Source organism: Algibacter sp. (assembly GCF_039977455.1).
In the GTDB taxonomy this organism is placed as follows: Bacteria; Bacteroidota; Bacteroidia; order Flavobacteriales; family Flavobacteriaceae; genus Algibacter_B.
Map to the genome: position 1 here is coordinate 131608 of NZ_JBDWDG010000014.1, position 22116 is coordinate 153723.

Here is a 22116-nt window from a genome sequence, read left to right on the forward strand (position 1 = left end):
TATATTTTAATTTATCAAATATATGAGAGAAGTTGCATTTATCAAGCAAAATAAGGAAAAATGGTTGAGTTTTGAAAAAGCAATCGTTAATAATGATTTTGACAATCCCGATGAACTGGCTTCGCAATACATTCATGTTATAAATGATTTGGCCTATGCGCAAACTTACTATCCTAAAAGCAAGGTAATTGACTATTTAAATCAGCTTTCGGCAAATGCCTACCAGAAAATTTACAAAACAAAAAGTACAGATACCTATAGGATTATTTCGTTTTGGAAAACCGAAGTACCTTTAATTTGCTATCATTACCGAAAATTTATTTATATCGCTTTTATTATTTTTTCTGCATTTACCTTTATTGGTGCTATTTCGGCTGCTAATGATGGTGAATTTGTACGGTCTGTTTTAGGCGATAACTATGTAAATATGTCGTTAGAAAACATTGAAGCTGGCGATCCCGTAGCTGTTTATAAAAGTGGTAGTAATTGGGGCAGTTTTATTGGAATTACCATAAATAATTTAAAAGTTGGTATAATCGCCTTTGTTTTAGGCGTGTTTTTAGGCATTGGTACACTTTATATTATGTTTAAAAACTGTATAATGTTGGGCTCTTTCCAGTATTTCTTTTACGATAAAGGTGTGCTTTGGGAAAGTGTTCGTGGTATTTGGATACATGGCGCCATGGAGATTTTTGCCATTGTTATGGAGTGTGCTGCGGGTTTAATTTTAGGTGCTAGTATTTTATTTCCGGCAACACATTCTAGATACACCTCCTTTAAATTAGGCGCCAAAACAGGTATTAAAATTTTAATAAGCACCTTTCCGTTTACTTTTGCTGCAGGTTTTTTAGAGGGCTTTATAACCCGCTATTCTAACATTATGCCACATTGGTTATCGATTGCTATTATTTTAATTACACTTAGTAGTATTAGCTACTACTATTTAATTTATCCTTTTAAAATACAAAAACAAATTACTAAAACCCCAAATTTAAGTTTGTCGCATATTTGAAAACAAAACACCTACATATCTTTCTTTTTTTATGCCTTACAACTAACGTTTTTCAGGTGTCGTTTGGATTAAACCCTACCCAAACACCAGAGTATATAAGAACTTTTGATAACGACTTTAAAACCCGTTACAACAGTAGTAATTATAATTATGAAGGCACAGAAATAGTTTCTAAAACACCATCCGGATCTGGTGACTATGAAGATTATAAAAACGGAGATGTTAAAAGAGAGGAGCAAAATAACACTGATGCTTTAAGCTTAAATCTGGGTCCGATTTCTTGGTTATTTTACATAGCCATTGCTATTGCCGTAGTGTTTTTAGTCTACATTTTACTTAACGAAGGTGGTACAGGTTTATTTACTTCAAAGAGAAAAAAAGCCCTTAACACCTATAGCGAAATAACAGCTGAAAATATTGAAAACGCAGACATTCAAACATTAATAAAACATGCCGAAAACGATAATGATTACCGTCTTGCCATTCGGTACTATTACCTTTTGGTTTTAAAAACACTAAGCTTAAAAAACCATATAAAATTTGAAGATGATAAAACAAATAACGAATATTTAAACGAAGTAAAAAACAAACCATTTAGTAAAAATTTTGAATACACCTCTTATTTATACAATTACATTTGGTATGGCGAATTCCCACTAAACCTAGACAAATACAACAAGGCCAAAGAAAATTTCTCTGATTTTTTAAAACAGGTAAATTAATGAAAAAGATACTACCTGTTATACTTATTCTTGTTTTGCTAGTTATTTCAGCATCGATTGTTATTGGGGTTAAACGCACCAAAGTAGTGGATTGGGAAGAATCTTTTGATGAAAAAAGCAACAAACCTTATGGTGTTAGCGTACTTTATAAGGAGCTCCCTAAATTATTTAAAGGTTATAAAGTAAGAACGGTTTACCACCAACCTTCAAGTTATTTAAGTGCCAATTCTGAAGGTGGTTATGGTGAGCATGTTGCCAAAGGGAGTTATATTCTTATTGGAAATTCTGATTATTTAGAAGATGATTCTATTGATGAGTTACTAAGTTTTGTTGATGCAGGAAACACGCTATTTCTTTCAGATTATTACTTTCCTCAAAAAATTCATGACACATTGAATGTCAGTGTTAAATATATTGAAAACGAAAAGGATAGTATTTCTTTTTTATCGCTAAAACATGTAAACATTGCAGACATAACGCTAGATAGAAATGTAAGTGACCAATATTTTTCTGAATTCGATGCAACAAACCATAGCGTATTAGGGCATTCCAAAATTGATTACAAACACCCTAACTTTTTACAAGTACCCTTTGGAGAAGGCACCATATTTCTGCATTTAGAGCCTAAAATATTTACTAATTATCATCTTTTAAAAGAAGATCGCTACCAATATATTGAAGGCGCTTTATCGTATTTACCAGATAATGATGTGTATTTTGACTCTTACACCAAAATACAAACAGGTTACGATGGCGATGTTGAAAAGGAATCGAACCTAGGGTGGTTTTTAGAGCAATTATCCTTTAAATGGGCGTGGTATACAGCTATAGTTTTCGGGATACTATTTATGATTTTTAACGCTAAACGCAGGCAACGCATTATTAAAATAGTTAAACCACTACAAAACACAACGGTAGCCTTCGTAAAAACGGTTTCTAATTTATACTTTGACACCAAAGACCACAAAAATTTAATCGATAAAAAAATAACGTACTTTTTAGAAAAAATCCGTCACGATTTAAATTTAAACACCGATGTTTTAGATGACCAATTCACCGAAAAACTAGCCGCTAAAACAGGTAAAAAATTAAAAGACATTAAAAAGTTAATAAACTATATTAATTTAATGCGATCTAAAAATGAGTTTTTTGAAGAAAATTTAATACAGCTCAACAGACACATTGAGGCATTTTACACCAAATAATTATGGACGAGAACCACGAACAACTAGAACCACAAAATACGCCAATTCAGCCTGAAGATGCATTATCATCCATCGATAATAGCGTGTTAAATGCAAACGAAAATATAAAATTTAAAAACCGCTTAGATCTATCGGAACTACAAGCAAATGTTGAAAAAATAAAGCAGGAGGTTGGTAAAATTATAGTTGGCCAAAAGGATATGGTAGATATGCTTATTGCGTCGCTTTTAGCCAATGGACACGCCCTAATAGAAGGTGTTCCTGGTGTTGCAAAAACGGTTACCGCCAAATTATTGGCAAAGTCTTTAAGTGTTGGCTTTAGCAGAATACAATTTACACCCGATTTAATGCCGAGTGATATTTTAGGCACTTCGGTTTTTAATCTTAAAAATTCTGAATTTGAATTTAAAAAAGGGCCTATTTTCTCTAACATGATTCTTATAGACGAAATTAATAGAGCACCTGCAAAAACCCAAGCCGCCTTATTCGAGGTAATGGAAGAGCAGCAAATTACGATTGATAGTAATAAGTTTAAGTTAGACTCTCCATTTATGGTATTAGCAACACAAAACCCTATAGAACAAGAAGGCACTTATAGATTGCCCGAAGCACAACTAGACCGATTCCTATTTAAAATAGATGTTGACTACCCTAATTTAGAAGAGGAAATTGAAATTTTATCTCGAGAACAGGAGTTAAAGGACGGAGTTAAAACCGATAAAATAGAATCTTTTTTAACAGCCCAAAAAATTACAGAATACCAAAATTTAGTATCTCAAGTTTTAGTTGAAACGCATTTACTAAAATACATTGCACAACTAATTGTAGCCACAAGAAGCAATCAATTTTTGTATTTAGGTGCATCGCCAAGAGCATCTATTGCCATTTTAAAATCAAGTAAAGCATTTGCAGCTATGAGCGGCAGAGACTTTGTTACTCCCGAAGATATTAAACGTGCGGCCATTCCTGTTTTACATCATAGAGTAATTGTAACTCCAGAACGCGAAATGGAAGGTGTTTCTAGCAAGCAAATTATCAAACAAATTATTGAAACGGTTGAAATACCACGTTAATAATTTAGAATTGTAGTAATCGGTACAAAGCAAATAAACAATTAAATATAAATTTAAAACTCAACAATATGTTTAAAAACCCATTTTCATTTGAAGGCAGAATAAGAAGAACAGAATACGGATTAAGCTATTTAATCTATTTATTACTCTATTTAGGGGGCGGAGCTCTTATTGCAAATATGAATGAATCCTTTTCAATTTTACTTCTTGTTATATGGGTGCCATTAATATGGTTTCTTTTAGCTCAAGGCACAAAAAGATGCCATGACAGAAGCAATAGCGGTTGGTACCAAATTATACCATTTTATGGCTTGTGGATGCTTTTTGGAGATGGGGATACAGGGCCAAATGAGTATGGAAATAACCCAAAAGGTATTGGTAATCTTGACGAAATAAATGATATCGGAAAACCAATCGATAACGAATAACATAAAAAAAATATACCGCAGAGATACGTAAAGAGAAATTGAGATTCGAAAAAACCACGGCACAATTCGGTTGGGTAACGGCTAATCTCAGCGTAACAACTTATAAACAATAAAAAAACATTTTGAAACTATTCAAACCATTCTACATACAAGCACGTTTTTTCTATGCTGGCATTGCCATTGTAATTTTGTTTGCATTAAGTTATTTTACTCCTATTTTGTTTAATGTTGCTCAATTATCCATTATAGTTTTAATCTTACTATTTATAATAGACTTCCTAATTGTTTTTATAGGAAAAAATAAAATTGAAGCCATAAGAAATCTTCCTGATAAGTTCTCAAATGGGGATAAAAATCAGATTCATATTGATATTACTAACAATTATCCATTTACTATTCATCTAGAAGTAATTGATGAAGTGCCCGAGCAATTTCAAATAAGAGATTTTAAAATTAAAGAACCTGTTTCATCCCGTAAAACAAGATCCATTCGGTATCATTTAAAACCAACAGAACGCGGCGAATACTACTTTGGCGATTTAAATGTTTACGCTTCATCTGTATTAAATTTAGTTGCTAAACGCTTCACTTTTAATAGCGGATCCATGGTGCCAACCTACCCGAGTTTTAAACAATTAAAAAAGTTCGAGCTTTTAAACATCAATAAAAATTCATTAGTATACGGCTTAAAAAAAATACGCCGCTTAGGCCATTCCATGGAGTTTGAGCAAATTAAAGATTATGTTTTAGGCGACGATTTACGCACTATAAACTGGAAAGCTACGGCCAAGAAAAACCAGCTTATGGTCAATCAGTTTCAAGACGAAAAATCGCAACCCGTTTACTCCATTATCGACAAAGGCCGTATTATGAAAATGCCATTTAACGGCTTAAGTCTTCTAGATTACGCCATAAATGCAACCTTAGTAATGAGTAATGTGGTTTTAAAAAAGCATGATAAAGCCGGAATGCTTTCATTCTCTAAACGTATTGAAAATGTTGTAGTTGCCGAAAGACGTAGTTCGCAAATGCAACTCATTTCAGAAGCCCTTTACAATGTAAAAACCGACTTTTTTGAAAGCGATTTTAGCCGTTTATACGGCAGCATAAAACGCCACATCACTCAACGCAGTCTTATTTTAATGTACACTAATTTTGAAACTTTAGATGGTTTAGAGCGCCAACTCCCCTATTTAAAAGCAATTTCAAAAAGTCATTTACTAGTGGTTGTATTTTTTAAAAACACCGAGCTTAATAACCTTATTAACAACAAAGCCGAAACTATCGAGCAAGTTTACGATAAGGTCATTGCCGAAAAATTTGCCTTCGAAAAACGCCTTATTGTAACCGAGTTAAAAAAATATGGTATTTATTCCATTTTAACTACGCCGGAAAATTTGACCATAGACACGATTAATAAATATTTAGAAATTAAGGCTCGTGGTTTATTATAAAATATTTAATGCTATTTTTGAGGCTTCAAAATAATATTTTATTAAACCTAAGTTTATGCCATATCAAGAAACCTTTATTGAATTCTGGGAACAAGTAAAAGAAAGTTACCAAGAAGGTCGTTTTGCCAAATTAACTTTAGCAAAAACCATTGGTAAACCTAACTTAAAAAATATCTTTGTTAGACCATTATCTTCCGATAAAAGCCTTAAAGTTTTAGTAAAATTACGTTACCAATCAAGAGAAACCGAAGACGAAGAAAGCGAACTCACACTCGATGAGGCTTTCACTTTTTTAAAACCTTACCTTAAAACCCATTTTTCGTCTGTGCTTTTATTTACAACAACAAAAGATATCACTTTAAAAATCAATAAAAAAGGCATAGGTAAAATTACCGAAAACGCGCCAACATTCCAAAACGTTATTGAAGCTAAGAGCGATTTATAAAAAGCAACAATAATAGTGTCAAGTTTCCTAAAACTAGGGACATACTATTTATAACAATACTGATTGCTATTCTTTATATCCAACATGTTTCAATATAAAATCTACAATAGGTTTTGGATCTTCTAAACTATGTGGATGATGTCCAACGCCTTCTTTTTTTATTAGCTCTATATAACCTCCTGCTTCTTTATATTTTTCTGCCAACAAGGCTGTGTTTTCTTTATAAGGTACAGCTTCATCCATATCGCCGAACACATGAATAACTGGAATGCCAGCTTTTGCCAGATGTACACTGTTGTTTATTGGAATATTTTTAAACGTCTTAACAGAAGTCGTATCTAGATTATAGGCATTTAAACAAGTCTTCCAAGCTAGAGCATTACCTTTTCCGTTAAATAGGCCACCAGGCCAGCTTTTTATATCGCACACTGGAGCATCAGCATAAATGCAGAAAACCTTGTCTGTGTTTTGCGAGGCCCAATTATAGACTATTAATCCGCCTCGGCTCATACCTTCCAAAACAACCTTTTTATTTAGGCCGAACTCAGAAGTACAAAACGCATAAAAATCATCCCACAGGTCTACAGCCTCTTGGTTTCCAAATAAGTTGGCGACATCAACATAAACCAAGTGAAACCCTTTATCTAATAAGGCTTTATCTACTTGCGGTTCTGTACCCCAAAATCTTGCTCTCCAAATCCAGTTGCTATCTTGGTTCTTTTTACTAGGAAAAACAATTTTAGCTGCATGCCCTTGAAATGAAAATTCTTTCATTTTATAGTCGCCGAATGTTTTATCGTCTTTATAATGAAACGATGAGAAAGCAATTGTAATTGAAAATAGGACTACTAGTATTGATATTTGTTTCATTATTGTGTTTCTTATTTTTTTAGGTGCTAATGCTTCCTCAGACATGACATCGTTTTAAGACTAAAAACAAAAATAGTTTTTGTGACTATAACGGACAAGAAACGAAAGTAGCTGAAATTTTTTATAATGTCAAGTAGTTCATTGAATAGACACTCTTTTGTTGCTAAAATAGTTTGCCGAAAACATTCTGTGCAGCATAAAATAATTTGATGAGTTTTGGCTCCTTTAGATCTGCCAAAGTAAAATTTGAAGTTTATACCGATGAAATAGAATTGGACATAATATTTAAGGCTTTAGTTTACAAAAACTAGCTTATAAAAAAACAGCTATAAGTTTAAAACTTATAGCTGTTTTGGTAACTAAAAAAATTAATATCCAATTATCTTAATACCCAGGATTCTGTAATAATTCGTCAACTAACTCTACTTGCGAAGTTGGTAAAGGGAATAAGTAATTATCTCTACTAAAGTTACGCGTAGAGGCAGGTTGAACAACCAAACATTCTCTAAGACCTACTCCTGTCATAGTGCTTTCTGGAGTATGACTGTAAGAACCAGGAGTGTATAATTCGTCATTACCTTCGTATATAGTTCCTTCTATAACGGCACCATAAACGGCTTCACCTAATTCTTGTTCTGCTATTCCCCAACGTTTTAAATCACTAAATCTAGAATTAGCCTCAGCGTATAATTCAATAGCTCGCTCTCTTCTAATCTCTGTTTTGATATCCATATTATTAGCTCCTAAAAAAGCATTGTTTATTGCCGGTAAACCAGCTCTAGCTTTAATTAGATTTATAGATTCATCCATTTGATTGTCAGTTAAACTTCCATTTAATTCGTAAAGTGCTTCTGCATACATTAAATATACTTCTGCTAAACGTATTAAAGGAATATCATAAGATTCGGTTTTTGTTACTCTGTAAGCATCTTCTGTGCTCCAATTCCAACTCATAAACTTTGAATTAAAGTAACCAAAATTATTTGTTCCGCTTAAAGTCACATCTCCATTCTGTGGTATTTCACCTAGGTTTTTATGGTACGTAAAATAAGCTCTCATTCTGTAATCTCTATTTTGAAACTCATCTGGTGTATTAGCATACCCCTGGAATTTAACAGATTGATCTATTGGTAACCCATCGTCACATAAAAACAAATCCATCATTTTTCTACTAGGCTTTAATCTACCTTCGTAAACATGACTTACAAGTGTATTAGCCTGTCTGAATGTAAAATCGTACTTACCATATAAAATATACTCTTTATTTGTTGCCTTATCTAATCCTCCAGGATTAGATCCTCCATCTTCTAGGTTAAATAAGAAGTTTGAACTTAAATTATCAAGAACGTCGTTGTAATTCCATAACTCAAAATCTGCACTCATTACAGAGTTTGTAAGCGTTACAACTTCTTCTAAATAAGGTGTAATATTCGCAGCATCGAACCCAGCACTACCTGCACCAGAGCTTACACCATCTCCATCTGTTGTAGTTCCTACATATTTCATCCAGGTAGCTTCATGTAATAAAACTTTTGCCTTAAAAGCCATTGCAGCTTCTTTACTAATTTTACCTTTGTCTTCTCCTCCAATACTTGTTTCGTTTGGTAAGCCATTAATAGCATCATCTAAGTCTGCAATAATTTGGGCAACAACCTCATATCTACTATTTCGAGGAGCAGATAATTCTTCTGAGCTTACATCTAAAGGAGATGTTACTAAAGTAACACCACCAAAACGTTGCACTAAAAAGAAATACTGATAAGCTCTATGAAACTTAGAAGCTGCAACATATTCTGCAATACTTTCTTCGCCATTGTATGCTTCTGCTCTATCTAATAACAGATTTATATCACGAATATAACTGTAGGCATCGGTATAGTAATCGTCGTCCACTGGAGCTAGAGTTTCGCCTCTAGCATATTCTTGTGCATCGCCACCTTCAAAAAAACCAACTAAATCCGAACCGTGATCCGAGTAAATACCTTGGTCTCCCCATCCCATTAAATAGGAATAGAACCTATTTGATCCCGTTAAAAAGTGTTCTGCTTCATTGTAATATACATCATCTGTAATTGAAGCTGGCGGTGTTAAATCTATAAACTCGTCTTCGCAAGACGTAAAAAACACCATTATGCATGGTACTATTATATATAATATCTTTTTCATTTGTATCTGTATTTTATTAGTTATAATGAAACTTTTAATCCTAATGCCCAAGTACGCATAAACGGATAGGTAGCATTATTTGAGCTCGCTTGTGACTCAGGATCAAAACCATCTTTTACGCTAGTCAACTCAAATAAATCATTCCCTGAGAAATAAATTCTAAAGTTATCAATAGGCGTATTTCCTACTTTCAAACCTTTTACATTATATCCTACTATTAAAGATTTTAATCTCATATATCGATTGTTTTGTTTCATGAAATCTTTATTAATATAGTTCCAATTAGCAACATTTGCCTGTGTTGATAATCTAGGGAATTCTGCATTTGGATTATCTTCTGTCCAGGTTCTTCCTAACCAAGTTGCCGATTGATTTTGCCAAATTTGTTGAAAAGGAGCAGCCCAGTAACCTGTTCTTACTATGTTTTGATTTAATGCCCCTTGGAAAAACGCTCCCAAATCCCAGTTTTTATATTTAACATCAAAATTAAATCCAAAAACATGATGTGCCGCAGAATCACCATGGTAAGTTAAATCTTTAGTATCGATAACGCCATCTTCATTAGAATCTACAATTCTTGTATCTCCTGGCACCAAGCCTGCACTTGTACCTTGAGCTGGTAAAATACCACCTGAATAGGTTGCATAATAGGCATCAACCTCGGCTTGATTAGCAAAATAACCATCTGTATCATAAAGGTAAAAAGAATTAATAGGTTTACCTTCAACCACTCTCTCATCATTATTATCACTAGTATCCACAAGGTTTAAACCTGCTACAACCGCTTCGGCTCCATCGTAACTTGTAACTTCATTTCGAGAATCACTCATATTAGCAGCAACACTTACATCAAAATCACCTAATTGACCTCTCCATCCTAATTGAATTTCCCAACCTTTTGTTTGCAAATCTCCAGAATTTGTAAGTGGAGCATTTGTTCCAAGTACATCAGAATAAACAAGACTAATTAACATGTCTTTATTATCTTTTTGATAAAGATCTACAGAACCAAAAACAGAATTATTAAACAATTTAAAATCTACACCAATTTCCTTGGTAATAATACGTTCCCAAGTTGTAGTATTACTAAACAAGCTACTTGCTATAGATGTTACTTGTTGTCCAGCATTAGTTTGTCCGAAAACCGTATTTCCAAAACCTACTGTTGATAAGTAACCGAAGTTACCAAAGCCAGATGTACTACCTAACTCTCCATAACCACCACGTAATTTTAAAAAGGAGATAGCATCACTGTTACTTAAAAAGTTCTCAGAGCTTAAAACCCAACCACCAGAAACACTAAAGTAGTTAGACCATTTTTGACCTTCAGCAAATCTAGACGATCCATCCCTTCTACCTTGAAGTTCGAATAAGTATTTAGATTTGTAATCATAATTTACACGTCCAATATAACCGTAAGCACCCCAAGTATTACCACCACCTTCGGTAACAATATTTTGGTCTGTTGCACCTAAGTTTAAATCGTAAACACCATAATCTACAAAACCAGTTCTTCTAGCTCTAAGGCCATTACTTTCATTTTTCTCAGCTTCAACAGCTAATAATCCTGATACATTATGGTCTCCGAATGTGTTACTATAATTTAAAGATCCTTTATAATTTTTATAGGTAACATTACCTGTTTCTTCTTCAATATAGGTTGTACTTGGCGCATTAATATAAGTTGCAAAATCTCCTTGCCAGCTATACAGTGGAACTGATAATTTGTATTCCTGATCTTCGCTGTTTTGTTTACTAAACGCGTAAGAACCTGCTATATTTAAATTGTCTGTTATTTTATAGGTTGCTTGTGCAAAAATTTTCATCTGCTCATCTATAAAGTTTTGGCGACCACCGTCTATAACCTGTGCTACGGCATTTCTTTGACCTGCAATATCAACACCTCCAAAAACAGAATAGTATTGACCTTGGTCATTGTAAGCCGGGAATAATGGCGCATCGTAGGCTGCTGCATCTGCTGCTAGCCCTCCTAGTGGCCCTGAAAAATGTCTATGAAAATAGGTAATGTTTGTGTTTAAACTTAATCTATCACTAATATCTACATTATAGTTTGCTGCAAAGTTATATCTATCAGAAGAATCATCTGCCACCTTTAGTCCACCAACATTTTCATCATATCCTGCCGAAATACGGAAGTTACTCGTTTCTGATCCTCCTGACACACTAAAATTGTGTTGGCTAGAAAATGAATTTCCAAAAAGATCATCAAATCTGTTACCCTCAGCTAACCATACTGTACCGTTTATTGGTAAGTCGTAATAGCCTTCTTCTCCCGCTGCTATTCTTTCTAAAGTTGGACGATCATTCCAAAAGAAATATCTTGGTGCCTTTCCTGCTGCAATATCCGAATCAACGGCTGCAAGATAACTTTGTCCATACTCTGTCATTGTAGGTGTTGGAGGTCTAATACCTATAGTACCCATTCTTAACACAGAGCTAAAATCAACTTTTACTTCACCTTTTCCTTTTTTAGTAGTAACTAATACTACACCACCTGCTGCTCTAGAACCGTAAACCGATGCAGAACCACCTTTTAATACACTAATACTTTCAATGTCATTTGGGTTCATATCATTAAAAGATGCCGAATTTATTGCTGGCACACCATCAATAACAATTAAAGGGTCTATACCGTTAACAGACGATGTTCCCCTAATAAGGAAGTTAACATCCTCATTTCCTGGTCTAGAAGACGTACGTGTAACAACTAACCCTGGTGTTCTACCTTGCAGTGCTAAAGCAGGACTTCCAACCGCTAAATCTTCAAAGGCTTCGGCTTTAACTTGCTCTACAGCGCCAGTTAATGTTTCCTTTTTTGCAGAACCATAACCAACTACCACAACCTCGTCTAATGCCGCAATATCAGAATCTAATGTTACATTAATTGTTGAATTGCCGTTTACAGCAACTTCTTTGGTTACATATCCTATATATGAGAAAATTAAAACAGCATCATTTGATGGTACAACGATAGAATAATTACCATCAAAATCTGTTACCGCTCCTGTATTAGTACCTTTTACTAATACATTTACACCAGGAATTCCCATATTATCATCGGCACTTATAACAGTACCGGTAATGGTCTTGTTTTGCTCAATAGATGCAGCATACAAATTGGATGATGCACTCATTGTTAGAAAGCCCATTATCCAAAATAGACTTGCAAAAAATTTCAGTTTTAACTGATTAAGTTTAGTCATAAATTTTTTTTTAAATGTTATTTAATAATTTAAAGTTATTTAAAACCAAAAATAATCTCTATTCGATTTATAACATATAAACTATGACTCAATACGTATAAAATATTATTCATTTAGCAGCTAAACGCCCCTATTTTCCAAGCATAATTGATTTTTTTATTATATTATTTTTCTTATAATTTTTTCAACACATTTTGAGTGTAACTAGTAACTAACACATACCATTTAATCAGCAATACAATGTAGGACTATACCACCAATGAATGTATGATAATAAATCGAAACAAAAATAAACCTTGAAGAATGAAGAGTTAATAAAATGATTAAATAATTAACAAAAAAAGTGACCATAATTGGTCACTTTTAAGGTAGTATTTTATTATAGGCAACCAATAAAAGTTATTTATTTAATATAACTTAAAGGTAAACTCTTAAACATTATTATTAATCGTACTTTCTTTGATTAAACCAGCTTCCTATAAAACTTAAGTTTAAGGTTATTTTATGAAAATTCTCTTGAACTAGGCTATTACTTGTTGAGCCTTCTCTACCATAAGAATATGATAAATTTAGTGTAGATCGGTTAGATAAAGGCAAGCCTAAACCTATGGATGCAAAATAACTATCAATTTTTTGGTTCGAGATATTTAAAAAACCGGTATTATAATTTAAACCAAACCTATATTTAACAAAACTCCAATACTTATTTTTATCGGAAGGTAAATATTCTGCACCAAAAGCATAAATATCTTGATTGTTGTAACTTTCACTATTTTGAACTTGGTTTGTATTGTCCCAATATAACTTAGTAAAATCGAAACTTGTTGTTAAATTGTTATTTAATTTAGTGGTTAAACCAACCCCTAGGGTTAAAGGCAATTCGAAATCTTCCAAATCACTTTCAACATTATCATCCATAATTACTTTAGTGCCTCCAAGAGACGTTTTATACGAATCACTAACCTGATCTCCACCTAAATTAGCAGGTAATTCTAAAATGGCACCTAGTGTAATTTCTTTATTATCGCTTTTAACAAGGTTATACTGTACTCCTGTTTTTAGTTTAAAACCATGGTAATAATTAACATCTGTAATATTTACAAAAGAGTCGTAATACAAATTGGTTTCTTGGTTTATAGACCCAAAAAGATAAGCTAAATCGACACCAAACGACAACTTATTAAATACCTGAACGCCACTAGATAGGTAAAATTTATTTAATCCTCCAGAGCCTGTTATTCTAGAAATATAAATATCGGTAGAGCCTTCAATTGGGTTTTCAATATCAATATCGTAGCCTACTTTGGTATATGGTAAAAGCCCAAAACTCATTCCTACATTTTTGGTAATAGGAAATGCCATAACAGCATGCGACATATTAAAATCATAAGTATTATCGCTTACATTACTAGTTTCAAGGGTAGAATATACGCCATTAATACCAAACTCATATAAAAAAGTTTTTTGCTCAATATTTCCTAAACTAGCAGGGTTTATTAAATTTATTTCCCCCGGGTTATTTTGAGATATCCCTGTGTTTCCTAAACCGGTTAATCCTCCTGTAGCGGTTTTATTTTCTACCCCCAATCCAAATAACGAATAAGGTGTACTCGTATCATTTTGAGAAAAACATGAGGGTATAACTGCTATTAACAATAACAATGTTTGTATTTTATTCATTTAAAAGGCTATTTAATAATTTAAATAAGTTACGCTTAGCTTAATATTGTCGTTGTCTTCATCTCGATTGTCAATTATTAAAGTATCAACCACCGTGTCGTAATCTTCAAATTGAATCATGATAGCATAATCCAAATCAAATTCAGAATTCAAAATCAATTCAACAAAACCACTCATATCAATACTATAATAGGTGTTTTCATCAAACTCACTGTTATCTTGATTTAAAACGGCATAACTTGCATTGGAATCTAAATCGGTAAGCTGACTAACAATTCTGTTCTTACTATCAACAACATAAACCACAAGTGACTCCTTTAGTGGCTTAGTAGCATCGTAACTTCCTTTAAGTGGTTTAAAGGTTAGTTCTGCATTTAAAGATGTACTTTCTTGAGAGAGTGCTTTTAAGTCTTTTATTGTAGGCATTTCAATCCTTGCCGATATACCGGTTCCTGCCTGTGCAAAAATTAATTGATCGGTATCCTCACTGGATATATTTACTTCTGTACCCGATAAACTGCTAATAATCGTATTATCTAAATTTGTAGAAATAGCATTAAATTGTTTACTAGCATCTGGGATAAAGAAATCTAGAACTTGATCGTTATCTTCACTACTATCACCATTATCTTCGGTATAAAATATACGCATAGAGCTGTTTTCGTTTAAATCGGAATACGATTTAAAATTAAATCCTAACACATGACTATTAGTTGTGGCATCTGGAATTACTGTTAAACCATAAAAATACCGGATAAAATCATCGGTATTATTAATTTCATTATCTCTAATTTTATTAAAAATTTCTTCACCGATAACTGTGTTTAAAGAAATATAAATAGAATCTGTAGCACTATTAGGTCTTGGCGTAAATGTTACTTCGCCAAGAGCTTCTTCGTCGTATTTAAGTTTAGATGTATTGTAAAAATCAACATCTTCCTCTGGCTCAAAATATTCTAATACACGATGTACTTTATAGGTTTGTGGTTGTAACGTATCGCCATAATAATAAGTGTCGTAATTTAACACTAATCCAATGGAATCATAAACCGCATCTGAACTTATAGAAAAATTCGAATTATTTACTTGAAAATATGTTTGGGCATTTAAATCTCCAAAATATTCATCTTTTAAATTTCCTAGAAGCATACGGCTTGTACTAGATGTAACTAACGAGTCTATCTTAAAAGTAAAAGCCTTAACCGAAAAGGTATCGACTATGACTATATTTATATCATTATCAATAAAATCGGTGCCTACCGGATAGTTATTTACCTCCTCGCTACAAGAAAACATAAACAACAAACTCAAACTACTAATCAAAAATAACCTCATTATCCATTTTTTAAAGAGCAAAACTATTGGTAGCACAAGCCATTAACACATCAAAATAGACTAATCGAGGTATTTTATAGACGAAACTGTAAATATTATGTTAAAATATTAATATTCAACCCATTAAACACTTCATAGATGTAAATAGCCGTAACATAGATAAAAATCTCATGTTGGTCTATTTTGTGGTGTTTTAAAACCAAGTAGCCAATAGATTTGCCACGTATTTAACGAAGAATTAATAATAAATATAAACAGTAACAATAATGAATGTATTAAAAAAGAGCAGCATTTTATGTCTTGCAATCCTATCAATTTTATTTGTTGGATGTAACAATGATGATGATGATTCTGATGAGTATGGAAACTGGGTAGAAAGTTCATCTTTTGATGGAGATTCTAGAGGAAACGCTGTAAGCTTTACTATAGGTGATAAAGGCTATTTAGTAACAGGATATGATGGTGATGATTATTTATCTGACACTTGGGAGTACAATTCGGAAGGCGATTATTGGATTAAAAAAGCCGATTTCCCTGGTACTGCGCGTAGTGGAGCCGTAGGTTTTACAATAGATGGTAAAGGTTACTTGGGAACAGGATACGATGGTAACGATGAGTTAAAAGATTTTTGGGAATATGACCCAGATACCAACCAATGGACACAAAAAGCTGATTTTGGAGGTACTGCAAGATATGGTGCCATAGGCTTTTCAATAAATGGATACGGTTACATTGGTACAGGTTACGATGGTAGCGAGCAAAAAGATTTTTATAAATATGATGCTAGCACAAATACTTGGGAACAAGTTGTTGGTTTTGGTGGGCAAAAACGCCAAAATGCCTCGGTTTTTGTTATAGATGATATTGCCTATATAGCTACAGGAATTCACAATGGTAGTGTTGAATACGATTTTTATTCTTTTGACGGAACAACTTGGACAAGTTTAACCGATTTAGATGACGACGATGACGAGTATTATATAACATTTACAAGTAGCACTGCATTTTCATTAAACGGAAAAGGTTACTTAACCACTGGTATTAGTGGTTCTATTACAAATGTTTGCTGGGAATATTCTCCACTTTCAGACTCATGGGAAGAAAAACCTGAATTTGAAGGTTCATCAAGACAAGACGCGTCATCTTTTTCTTTCGACACTAAAGCGTTTGTTTTAATGGGAAGAAGTAGTAATTATTATTTTGATGATGTTTGGGAATTTAGACCAAACGAATTAGAAAACGAGGACGATTAATAGCAGGATTAATTGATGATTAATAGCAATATTAATTAATGTTGATAATAAGGTTAAACTTGAAATACAATTTGTGTTATAAATTAAAAACTTGTTTAACCTTATTTCTTTTATAAAAAGAATAACACTTGTTAGCATTTTATTAAGAATAAAGCGCCTTAATTTTGAACAAATTTTTAATATTGAGTCAATTTAAAAAGATACCCCCAACTATTATCCATATACTTATATGGATAATTTTTTTGGTTATAATCGCCAGTCAAATTTATTTTAGAATTGGCATAATACCGCAAGACTTTATAGTACGCTCAGGACTGCTTATATCTGCCTTTTATCTTAATTACAGCTTATTAGTACCACATTTATTATTAAATAAAAAAACAACACTTTTTTTCCTTGTCCTATTTGCTTTCGGACTGTTTTACATGCATATTATGGAGGTTTTCTTACCAAAACCAAATTTTATGCGACCAATTAATTTGCATAGACTAGAAAACCGAAATGCAATGTTGCCAAGAAACTCCTCCCCTTTTCTTATAAATTTTAGAGGTTTTTTTCCTTCTGGAGGCTTATTACTTTTAATTTTCGCATTAAGTACGAGTATAAAATTAGGACTAGAGTGGTTTAAATCTGAAAAAGAACGTATTGAAATTGAATCGCAAAAAGTTAATTCAGAATTATCGTTTTTAAAAGCACAACTTAATCCACATTTTTTATTTAACTCCTTAAATAGTATTTATTCTTTAGCACATAAACAATCAAAAAACACCGCTAATGCCATAGTTATTTTGGCAGATTTAATGCGCTATATGATCTATGAAGCCAATAAAGACTTGGTCCCATTAGAAAAAGAAATTGACTATATAAGAAATTACATGTCATTACAACTACTTCGCTTAAAAGACTCCAGTAATGTAAAAATGAATATTCACGGTAATTTAAACTTTAGTATCGAGCCATTACTATTAATCTCATTTATTGAAAACGCTTTTAAATACGGAACAGACTTTAAAGGCAACACTAATATTTTAATAAAAATTACTATTGAGGACGCTTTATTAAAACTTTATGTGCAGAATTCTGTTTCGCATCAGCAACAAAAAACAGAAAACTCGGGTGTAGGCTTAGAAAATATTAAGAACAGATTAAAACTACTCTATCCAAACCGACATACTATCAATATAAATAGAGAGCAAAACAGTTACGAAGTCAATTTAATTTTAAAACTTAAAAACCTATGATAACCTGTATTATTATTGACGACGAACCACTAGCATTAGAGTTATTAGAAGATTTTATTTCAAAAATATCCTTTTTAAAATTAGTAGCGACATGCTCCAACGGTTTCGAGGCCGCCAACATTTTACATTCACAAAAAATAGACCTAATATTTACAGATATAGAAATGCCTAATTTTTCGGGTATCGACATTATTAAATCCTTAGAATACCAACCGCATTTTATATTCACCACTGCCTATTCACATTATGCTGTTGAAGGTTTTAACCTAAATGCAATAGATTATTTAGTAAAACCAATACCATTTCATAGGTTTTTAAAAGCGGCCACGCGAGCGTTAAACCTGATAACGGAAAAAATAGAGCCAAAAACCACCATTATTGAAAAACCAAGAAGCGAACCCGAATATATTTTTGTAAAATCGGAGTACGAAAACATAAAGGTTAATGTTAATGAAATTAAATATATAGAAGGTTTAAAGGATTATATTAAAATACACACGGTAAACAAAAAACCTATTTTAACTTTAAACAGCCTTAAGAATTTTGAAGAAAAATTAGGGTTAGCAAACTTTATTCGTGTCCATAAATCGTATATAGTATCTATAAACCACATTCACTCGGTACAACGTAATCGAATAATAATCGACGAAAAATGGATTCCTATAGGATTCAGTTACAAAAACGATTTTATCAAAAAGATTAATTGTTAGTTTAACTTTCTTAAACTCTACATTTTAAAATAAAAAAAGCGACCTTAAAATAAGATCGCTTTAATAGCTAGTAATCAAGTTGTAAATTGTAAAAACTAACCATTTAGTTAGACGGTTTCATTTAACCAAGCTTTCATCATCCAAACAGTTTTTTCTTGTTCAGTAATAAAATCACTCATCATGGAGTTTGTTCCTTCGTCATTGGCATCTCCTGCCTTTTCTAAAAGAGCTCTTTCAATACTTAAAAGTTCGGTAAGTGATTCTACTATTAAACGCACTGCTTTTTCATCCTCCGAAATATTTTTCCCAACAGGAACTCTTGCTTTAGCCGAATAATCTTCGAACGTGTGTAAAGGTGTTTCTCCTAAAGTTAATATACGTTCTGCAATCTCATCAACTTTCACGTTCGCATCTGTGTATAACTCTTCAAATTTAACATGTAAATCAAAAAAACGTTTACCTTTAATATTCCAATGAATGCCTCTTAAATTCTGATAATAAATCTGAAAATTAGCCAATAGGCTATTCAAATCTTCTGCTAATCCTTTTGTTTTGTTGGTATCTAATCCTATACTATTTAATGTTGTCATAATCTTTATTTATTTTCTTACCACAAATTTAATTTATAATTAACACCTGTTTCTATAAGTTTTATTGATACTTTTTATATTTTTATAGCCTAAATTGATACTGATGACCATAACCCAATTATACTATGTTTTGGCTGTTGCCGAAAACCAAAACTTTACTAAAGCAGCCGAAAAATGCTTCGTTACTCAACCAACTTTAAGTATGCAAATCCAGAAACTTGAAGATCAATTAGATGTTTTAATTTTCGATCGAAGTAAAAAACCCATAGAGCTTACCGAGGTTGGTAAAAAAATAGTAAATCAGGCTAGAAATATTGTTAACGAATCTTACCGTATACAAGATATCGTCGATCAACAAAAAGGCTTTATTGGTGGCGAATTTAAATTAGGAATTATACCAACGGTTATGCCTACTTTGCTACCTATGTTTTTAAAGAGTTTTATAAAGAAACACCCTAAAGTTAAACTTAAAATTGAAGAGTTAACTACAGAAGAAATTATTGCCAGAATTAAAGATGGCCATTTAGATGCAGCCATTGCGGCAACACCTTTGGAGGATGACAGCATTAAAGAGCGCGTACTTTATTTTGAACCTTTTGTAAGCTATATACCAAAAGGACATCGCCTCCATACAAATAGCAAAATTGATGTTACCGATTTAGATATTGATGACATGCTACTACTTGAAGATGGGCATTGTTTTAGAGATGGCGTTATTAATTTATGTAAGGCACTTAAACATCAGCCGGATGATAATTTCCAATTAGAAAGCGGAAGTATTGAAACCCTTATAAAATTATCCAACGAAGGCTTAGGCATGACCCTGTTACCATACCTGCATACTTTAGATATTAATGATGCTGAAAAAGCCAACTTACATTACTTTAACGAACCTACGCCTGCAAGGGAAGTAAGCTTACTATATCATAAAAGCGAATTAAAAATGCAAATTATAGAAGCCTTACAAGATGTCATTTCAGGAATTATTAGAGGTGCTATTGCATTTCAAAATGTAAAAATAATTAGCCCTTTACCTAAAAAATAAAAGAATAAAAACATCTACAATTTAACATAAATACATTTTTAATATTAGGAAATTTTAAAATTTAGCAAGACCTTTGACTCTGTGAAAACAACAGCACTTATATTCGCTTTATTCTTGCTAGTCAAGCCTATAATTCCAGTATTGGAATATGCTGCTTTTTACGATTATATAAAAAATGAGCTTTGTATAAACCAAGACAAGCCAGAGTTAGCTTGTAACGGGAAATGCCATCTTAAAAAGGAATTAGCTAAAGCTTCAAATTCTGAAACTGGTAATGAAAATAGTCATTCTATCACAGCTGAGCAATCTATAGTGTTCTTTCAAAACACAATTAATTACGGTGATTTTGTTATTCTTGAAGAACAAAATCCAAAAATAAACGCGTCATATAATACGATATACAAGTATCACTATATGAACTTTATTTTTCACCCACCTCTTGCATAGTTTCTTCATGAAATAAGGGACTCAAAAAAAATCCAGAATAATTATCTAGTATCGTATTCTATTAATTTAAAACTTAATTAGAATATAACTACTTAACATGCAAAAAACGCACGCTTATAAGTGTCATTTATGGTGTATACTCATGATTTAATATGTTCCCTTAATGATTTCATTTAGCGGTAAAACATACAATTATATTAGTTGTACTCCACTAACTAAACGCAGTACTATAACCAGTATAATTTAGTTAGGCACTGCCTCTAACATTTTTAAATAAAAATCAATAAACAATGAAACTTATACAATTTACTGTATTTGTACTTTTTGTCGTGGTTACTTCTTGTACACTAGACAAAACAGATTACGAAGCAGAATTAGTCACCGAAACTACCGAATTCATAGCATTTGAAGAAGTAACAGCCATAGTTAGCGAGAATTACACCATTAGCATTGAAGCTTTAAACGGTACGTTATATAAAGGATACAACGAAATTCACCTTAATATTAACAATAGCCAAACCAATGAAAGTTTGGATGATGCCGAGGTTACGTTTTTACCTATAATAACCGATGCTAATGGAAACAAATCATCTTGCCCACATGCCTATAATTTAGTTTATAACGCCATTGAAGACTATTATACAGGCTATGCGGTGTTTACTAGCGAAAGTGACTCGATAGTAAATTGGGAGTTATACATTGATATTATTGATAATGGTGAAGTAACATCTGTTAATCATGCTATTACTATTGCGGAGCAAAACAATTTAAATTTAAACATGACGGCTTTTACAGGTAACGATGGCGAACACTATTTTATAGCGTTAGTATCCCCACAAAGACCAAGTGTATCACAAAACGATTTGGTTGCAGGAATATACAAATACAACCAGCCAACTAGCAGCGCTGGGATATTTCCTGATGCGTCACAATACTCGTATAGCGTGGTTAAAAATCACAGTTTGTTATTAGACCCGAGAATGCCAGAACCATCTATGGGAAATCACTCATCGCCTAACAATCAAGATCTCACTCAAGAAAGCGATGGTTTATATTACGGGGTTGTTAACTACACCATGACTGGCAATTGGACCTTGAATTTTATTTTAAAAAATGAAAATGATGACATCATAAAAGGAACCGAAGTTTCAACAGAGTTTACACCAGGAGTGGAAGGTGAAAAAGGCGAATTACACATCGATATATTATTCTAAAA

At 32.6% G+C, this 22116-nt stretch carries 19 protein-coding genes; 13 read left to right on the forward strand and 6 right to left on the reverse strand.

Annotated elements, in window-relative coordinates:
• Positions 1-22: 22 nt before the first annotated feature.
• The 7 genes from ABJM36_RS05640 to ABJM36_RS05670 all read left to right on the forward strand — a co-directional run bounded on the left by ABJM36_RS05640 (position 23) and on the right by ABJM36_RS05670 (position 6339).
• Positions 23-1012, forward strand: a complete 990-nt coding sequence (locus tag ABJM36_RS05640; RefSeq protein ID WP_348450059.1) for a stage II sporulation protein M — start codon at positions 23-25, stop codon at positions 1010-1012.
• A gap of 56 nt (positions 1013-1068) precedes the next feature.
• Positions 1069-1734, forward strand: a complete 666-nt coding sequence (locus ABJM36_RS05645) for a hypothetical protein (RefSeq protein ID WP_348450061.1) — start codon at positions 1069-1071, stop codon at positions 1732-1734.
• Positions 1734-2939: a DUF4350 domain-containing protein gene (locus tag ABJM36_RS05650; protein ID WP_348450063.1), complete on the forward strand. Its 1206-nt coding sequence runs from the start codon at positions 1734-1736 to the stop codon at positions 2937-2939. Before ABJM36_RS05645 ends, ABJM36_RS05650 begins: the two co-directional genes overlap by 1 nt.
• A gap of 2 nt (positions 2940-2941) precedes the next feature.
• Complete coding sequence (locus ABJM36_RS05655; RefSeq protein ID WP_348450065.1) at positions 2942-4012, forward strand: MoxR family ATPase; 1071 nt, start codon at positions 2942-2944, stop codon at positions 4010-4012.
• A 68-nt stretch (positions 4013-4080) separates the two neighbouring features.
• Positions 4081-4440: a DUF805 domain-containing protein gene (locus tag ABJM36_RS05660; protein ID WP_348450067.1), complete on the forward strand. Its 360-nt coding sequence runs from the start codon at positions 4081-4083 to the stop codon at positions 4438-4440.
• Between the two features lie 122 nt (positions 4441-4562).
• Positions 4563-5894, forward strand: a complete 1332-nt coding sequence (locus ABJM36_RS05665; RefSeq protein WP_348450069.1) for a DUF58 domain-containing protein — start codon at positions 4563-4565, stop codon at positions 5892-5894.
• 55 nt (positions 5895-5949) lie between these two features.
• Positions 5950-6339 carry a hypothetical protein gene (locus ABJM36_RS05670; protein WP_348450071.1) on the forward strand — a complete coding sequence of 130 codons (390 nt, stop codon included), beginning with the start codon at positions 5950-5952 and terminating at the stop codon, positions 6337-6339.
• Between the two features lie 66 nt (positions 6340-6405).
• On the opposite strand, the gene ABJM36_RS05675 is transcribed toward ABJM36_RS05670, so the two are convergent.
• From ABJM36_RS05675 to ABJM36_RS05695, 5 genes are all read right to left on the reverse strand, one after another.
• Positions 6406-7254 (reverse strand): prolyl oligopeptidase family serine peptidase, encoded by an 849-nt coding sequence (locus ABJM36_RS05675; protein ID WP_348450073.1) that lies wholly within the window; start codon positions 7252-7254, stop codon positions 6406-6408.
• A gap of 339 nt (positions 7255-7593) precedes the next feature.
• Positions 7594-9375 carry a RagB/SusD family nutrient uptake outer membrane protein gene (locus tag ABJM36_RS05680; RefSeq protein ID WP_348450075.1) on the reverse strand — a complete coding sequence of 594 codons (1782 nt, stop codon included), beginning with the start codon at positions 9373-9375 and terminating at the stop codon, positions 7594-7596.
• Positions 9376-9395: 20 nt separating this feature from the next.
• The gene (locus ABJM36_RS05685) at positions 9396-12599 is read right to left on the reverse strand and encodes a TonB-dependent receptor (protein ID WP_348450077.1); all 3204 of its coding nucleotides are present in this window, start codon (positions 12597-12599) and stop codon (positions 9396-9398) included.
• A 444-nt stretch (positions 12600-13043) separates the two neighbouring features.
• Positions 13044-14279 (reverse strand): hypothetical protein, encoded by a 1236-nt coding sequence (locus tag ABJM36_RS05690; RefSeq protein WP_348450079.1) that lies wholly within the window; start codon positions 14277-14279, stop codon positions 13044-13046.
• A gap of 12 nt (positions 14280-14291) precedes the next feature.
• On the reverse strand, positions 14292-15614 hold the full coding sequence (locus tag ABJM36_RS05695) for a DUF4270 family protein (protein ID WP_348450081.1): 1323 nt from the start codon (positions 15612-15614) through the stop codon (positions 14292-14294).
• Between the two features lie 266 nt (positions 15615-15880).
• On the opposite strand from ABJM36_RS05695, the gene ABJM36_RS05700 reads away from it, so the two are divergent.
• The 3 genes from ABJM36_RS05700 (at position 15881) to ABJM36_RS05710 (ending at position 18818) form a co-directional block, all read left to right on the forward strand.
• Positions 15881-16867, forward strand: coding sequence for a kelch repeat-containing protein (locus ABJM36_RS05700; RefSeq protein ID WP_348450083.1), 987 nt, complete (start codon positions 15881-15883; stop codon positions 16865-16867).
• Positions 16868-17331: 464 nt separating this feature from the next.
• Positions 17332-18108, forward strand: coding sequence for a histidine kinase (locus tag ABJM36_RS05705; protein WP_348450085.1), 777 nt, complete (start codon positions 17332-17334; stop codon positions 18106-18108).
• Entirely contained in the window at positions 18105-18818 is a 714-nt protein-coding gene (locus tag ABJM36_RS05710) for a LytTR family DNA-binding domain-containing protein (RefSeq protein WP_348450087.1), read from the forward strand. Before ABJM36_RS05705 ends, ABJM36_RS05710 begins: the two co-directional genes overlap by 4 nt.
• A gap of 107 nt (positions 18819-18925) precedes the next feature.
• Here the strand turns inward: ABJM36_RS05710 and ABJM36_RS05715 are convergent, their stop codons facing one another.
• Positions 18926-19408, reverse strand: a complete 483-nt coding sequence (locus ABJM36_RS05715) for a Dps family protein (RefSeq protein ID WP_348450089.1) — start codon at positions 19406-19408, stop codon at positions 18926-18928.
• Between the two features lie 103 nt (positions 19409-19511).
• On the opposite strand from ABJM36_RS05715, the gene ABJM36_RS05720 reads away from it, so the two are divergent.
• From ABJM36_RS05720 to ABJM36_RS05730, 3 genes are all read left to right on the forward strand, one after another.
• Positions 19512-20453, forward strand: a complete 942-nt coding sequence (locus ABJM36_RS05720) for a LysR substrate-binding domain-containing protein (protein WP_348450091.1) — start codon at positions 19512-19514, stop codon at positions 20451-20453.
• Between the two features lie 114 nt (positions 20454-20567).
• Positions 20568-20900 carry a hypothetical protein gene (locus tag ABJM36_RS05725; RefSeq protein WP_348450093.1) on the forward strand — a complete coding sequence of 111 codons (333 nt, stop codon included), beginning with the start codon at positions 20568-20570 and terminating at the stop codon, positions 20898-20900.
• 290 nt (positions 20901-21190) lie between these two features.
• The gene (locus tag ABJM36_RS05730) at positions 21191-22114 is read left to right on the forward strand and encodes a hypothetical protein (RefSeq protein ID WP_348450095.1); all 924 of its coding nucleotides are present in this window, start codon (positions 21191-21193) and stop codon (positions 22112-22114) included.
• Positions 22115-22116 lie beyond the last annotated feature (2 nt).

Coding starts and splice junctions, on each gene's coding strand:
- ABJM36_RS05675 (WP_348450073.1), bottom strand. CDS start 7,254: ATGTCTGAGGAAGCATTAGCACCTAAAAAAATAAGAAACACAATAATG.
- ABJM36_RS05720 (WP_348450091.1), top strand. CDS start 19,512: ATGACCATAACCCAATTATACTATGTTTTGGCTGTTGCCGAAAACCAA.
- ABJM36_RS05730 (WP_348450095.1), top strand. CDS start 21,191: ATGAAACTTATACAATTTACTGTATTTGTACTTTTTGTCGTGGTTACT.
- ABJM36_RS05655 (WP_348450065.1), top strand. CDS start 2,942: ATGGACGAGAACCACGAACAACTAGAACCACAAAATACGCCAATTCAG.
- ABJM36_RS05715 (WP_348450089.1), bottom strand. CDS start 19,408: ATGACAACATTAAATAGTATAGGATTAGATACCAACAAAACAAAAGGA.
- ABJM36_RS05685 (WP_348450077.1), bottom strand. CDS start 12,599: ATGACTAAACTTAATCAGTTAAAACTGAAATTTTTTGCAAGTCTATTT.
- ABJM36_RS05650 (WP_348450063.1), top strand. CDS start 1,734: ATGAAAAAGATACTACCTGTTATACTTATTCTTGTTTTGCTAGTTATT.
- ABJM36_RS05680 (WP_348450075.1), bottom strand. CDS start 9,375: ATGAAAAAGATATTATATATAATAGTACCATGCATAATGGTGTTTTTT.
- ABJM36_RS05695 (WP_348450081.1), bottom strand. CDS start 15,614: ATGAGGTTATTTTTGATTAGTAGTTTGAGTTTGTTGTTTATGTTTTCT.
- ABJM36_RS05670 (WP_348450071.1), top strand. CDS start 5,950: ATGCCATATCAAGAAACCTTTATTGAATTCTGGGAACAAGTAAAAGAA.
- ABJM36_RS05660 (WP_348450067.1), top strand. CDS start 4,081: ATGTTTAAAAACCCATTTTCATTTGAAGGCAGAATAAGAAGAACAGAA.
- ABJM36_RS05640 (WP_348450059.1), top strand. CDS start 23: ATGAGAGAAGTTGCATTTATCAAGCAAAATAAGGAAAAATGGTTGAGT.
- ABJM36_RS05700 (WP_348450083.1), top strand. CDS start 15,881: ATGAATGTATTAAAAAAGAGCAGCATTTTATGTCTTGCAATCCTATCA.
- ABJM36_RS05705 (WP_348450085.1), top strand. CDS start 17,332: ATGCGACCAATTAATTTGCATAGACTAGAAAACCGAAATGCAATGTTG.
- ABJM36_RS05710 (WP_348450087.1), top strand. CDS start 18,105: ATGATAACCTGTATTATTATTGACGACGAACCACTAGCATTAGAGTTA.
- ABJM36_RS05690 (WP_348450079.1), bottom strand. CDS start 14,279: ATGAATAAAATACAAACATTGTTATTGTTAATAGCAGTTATACCCTCA.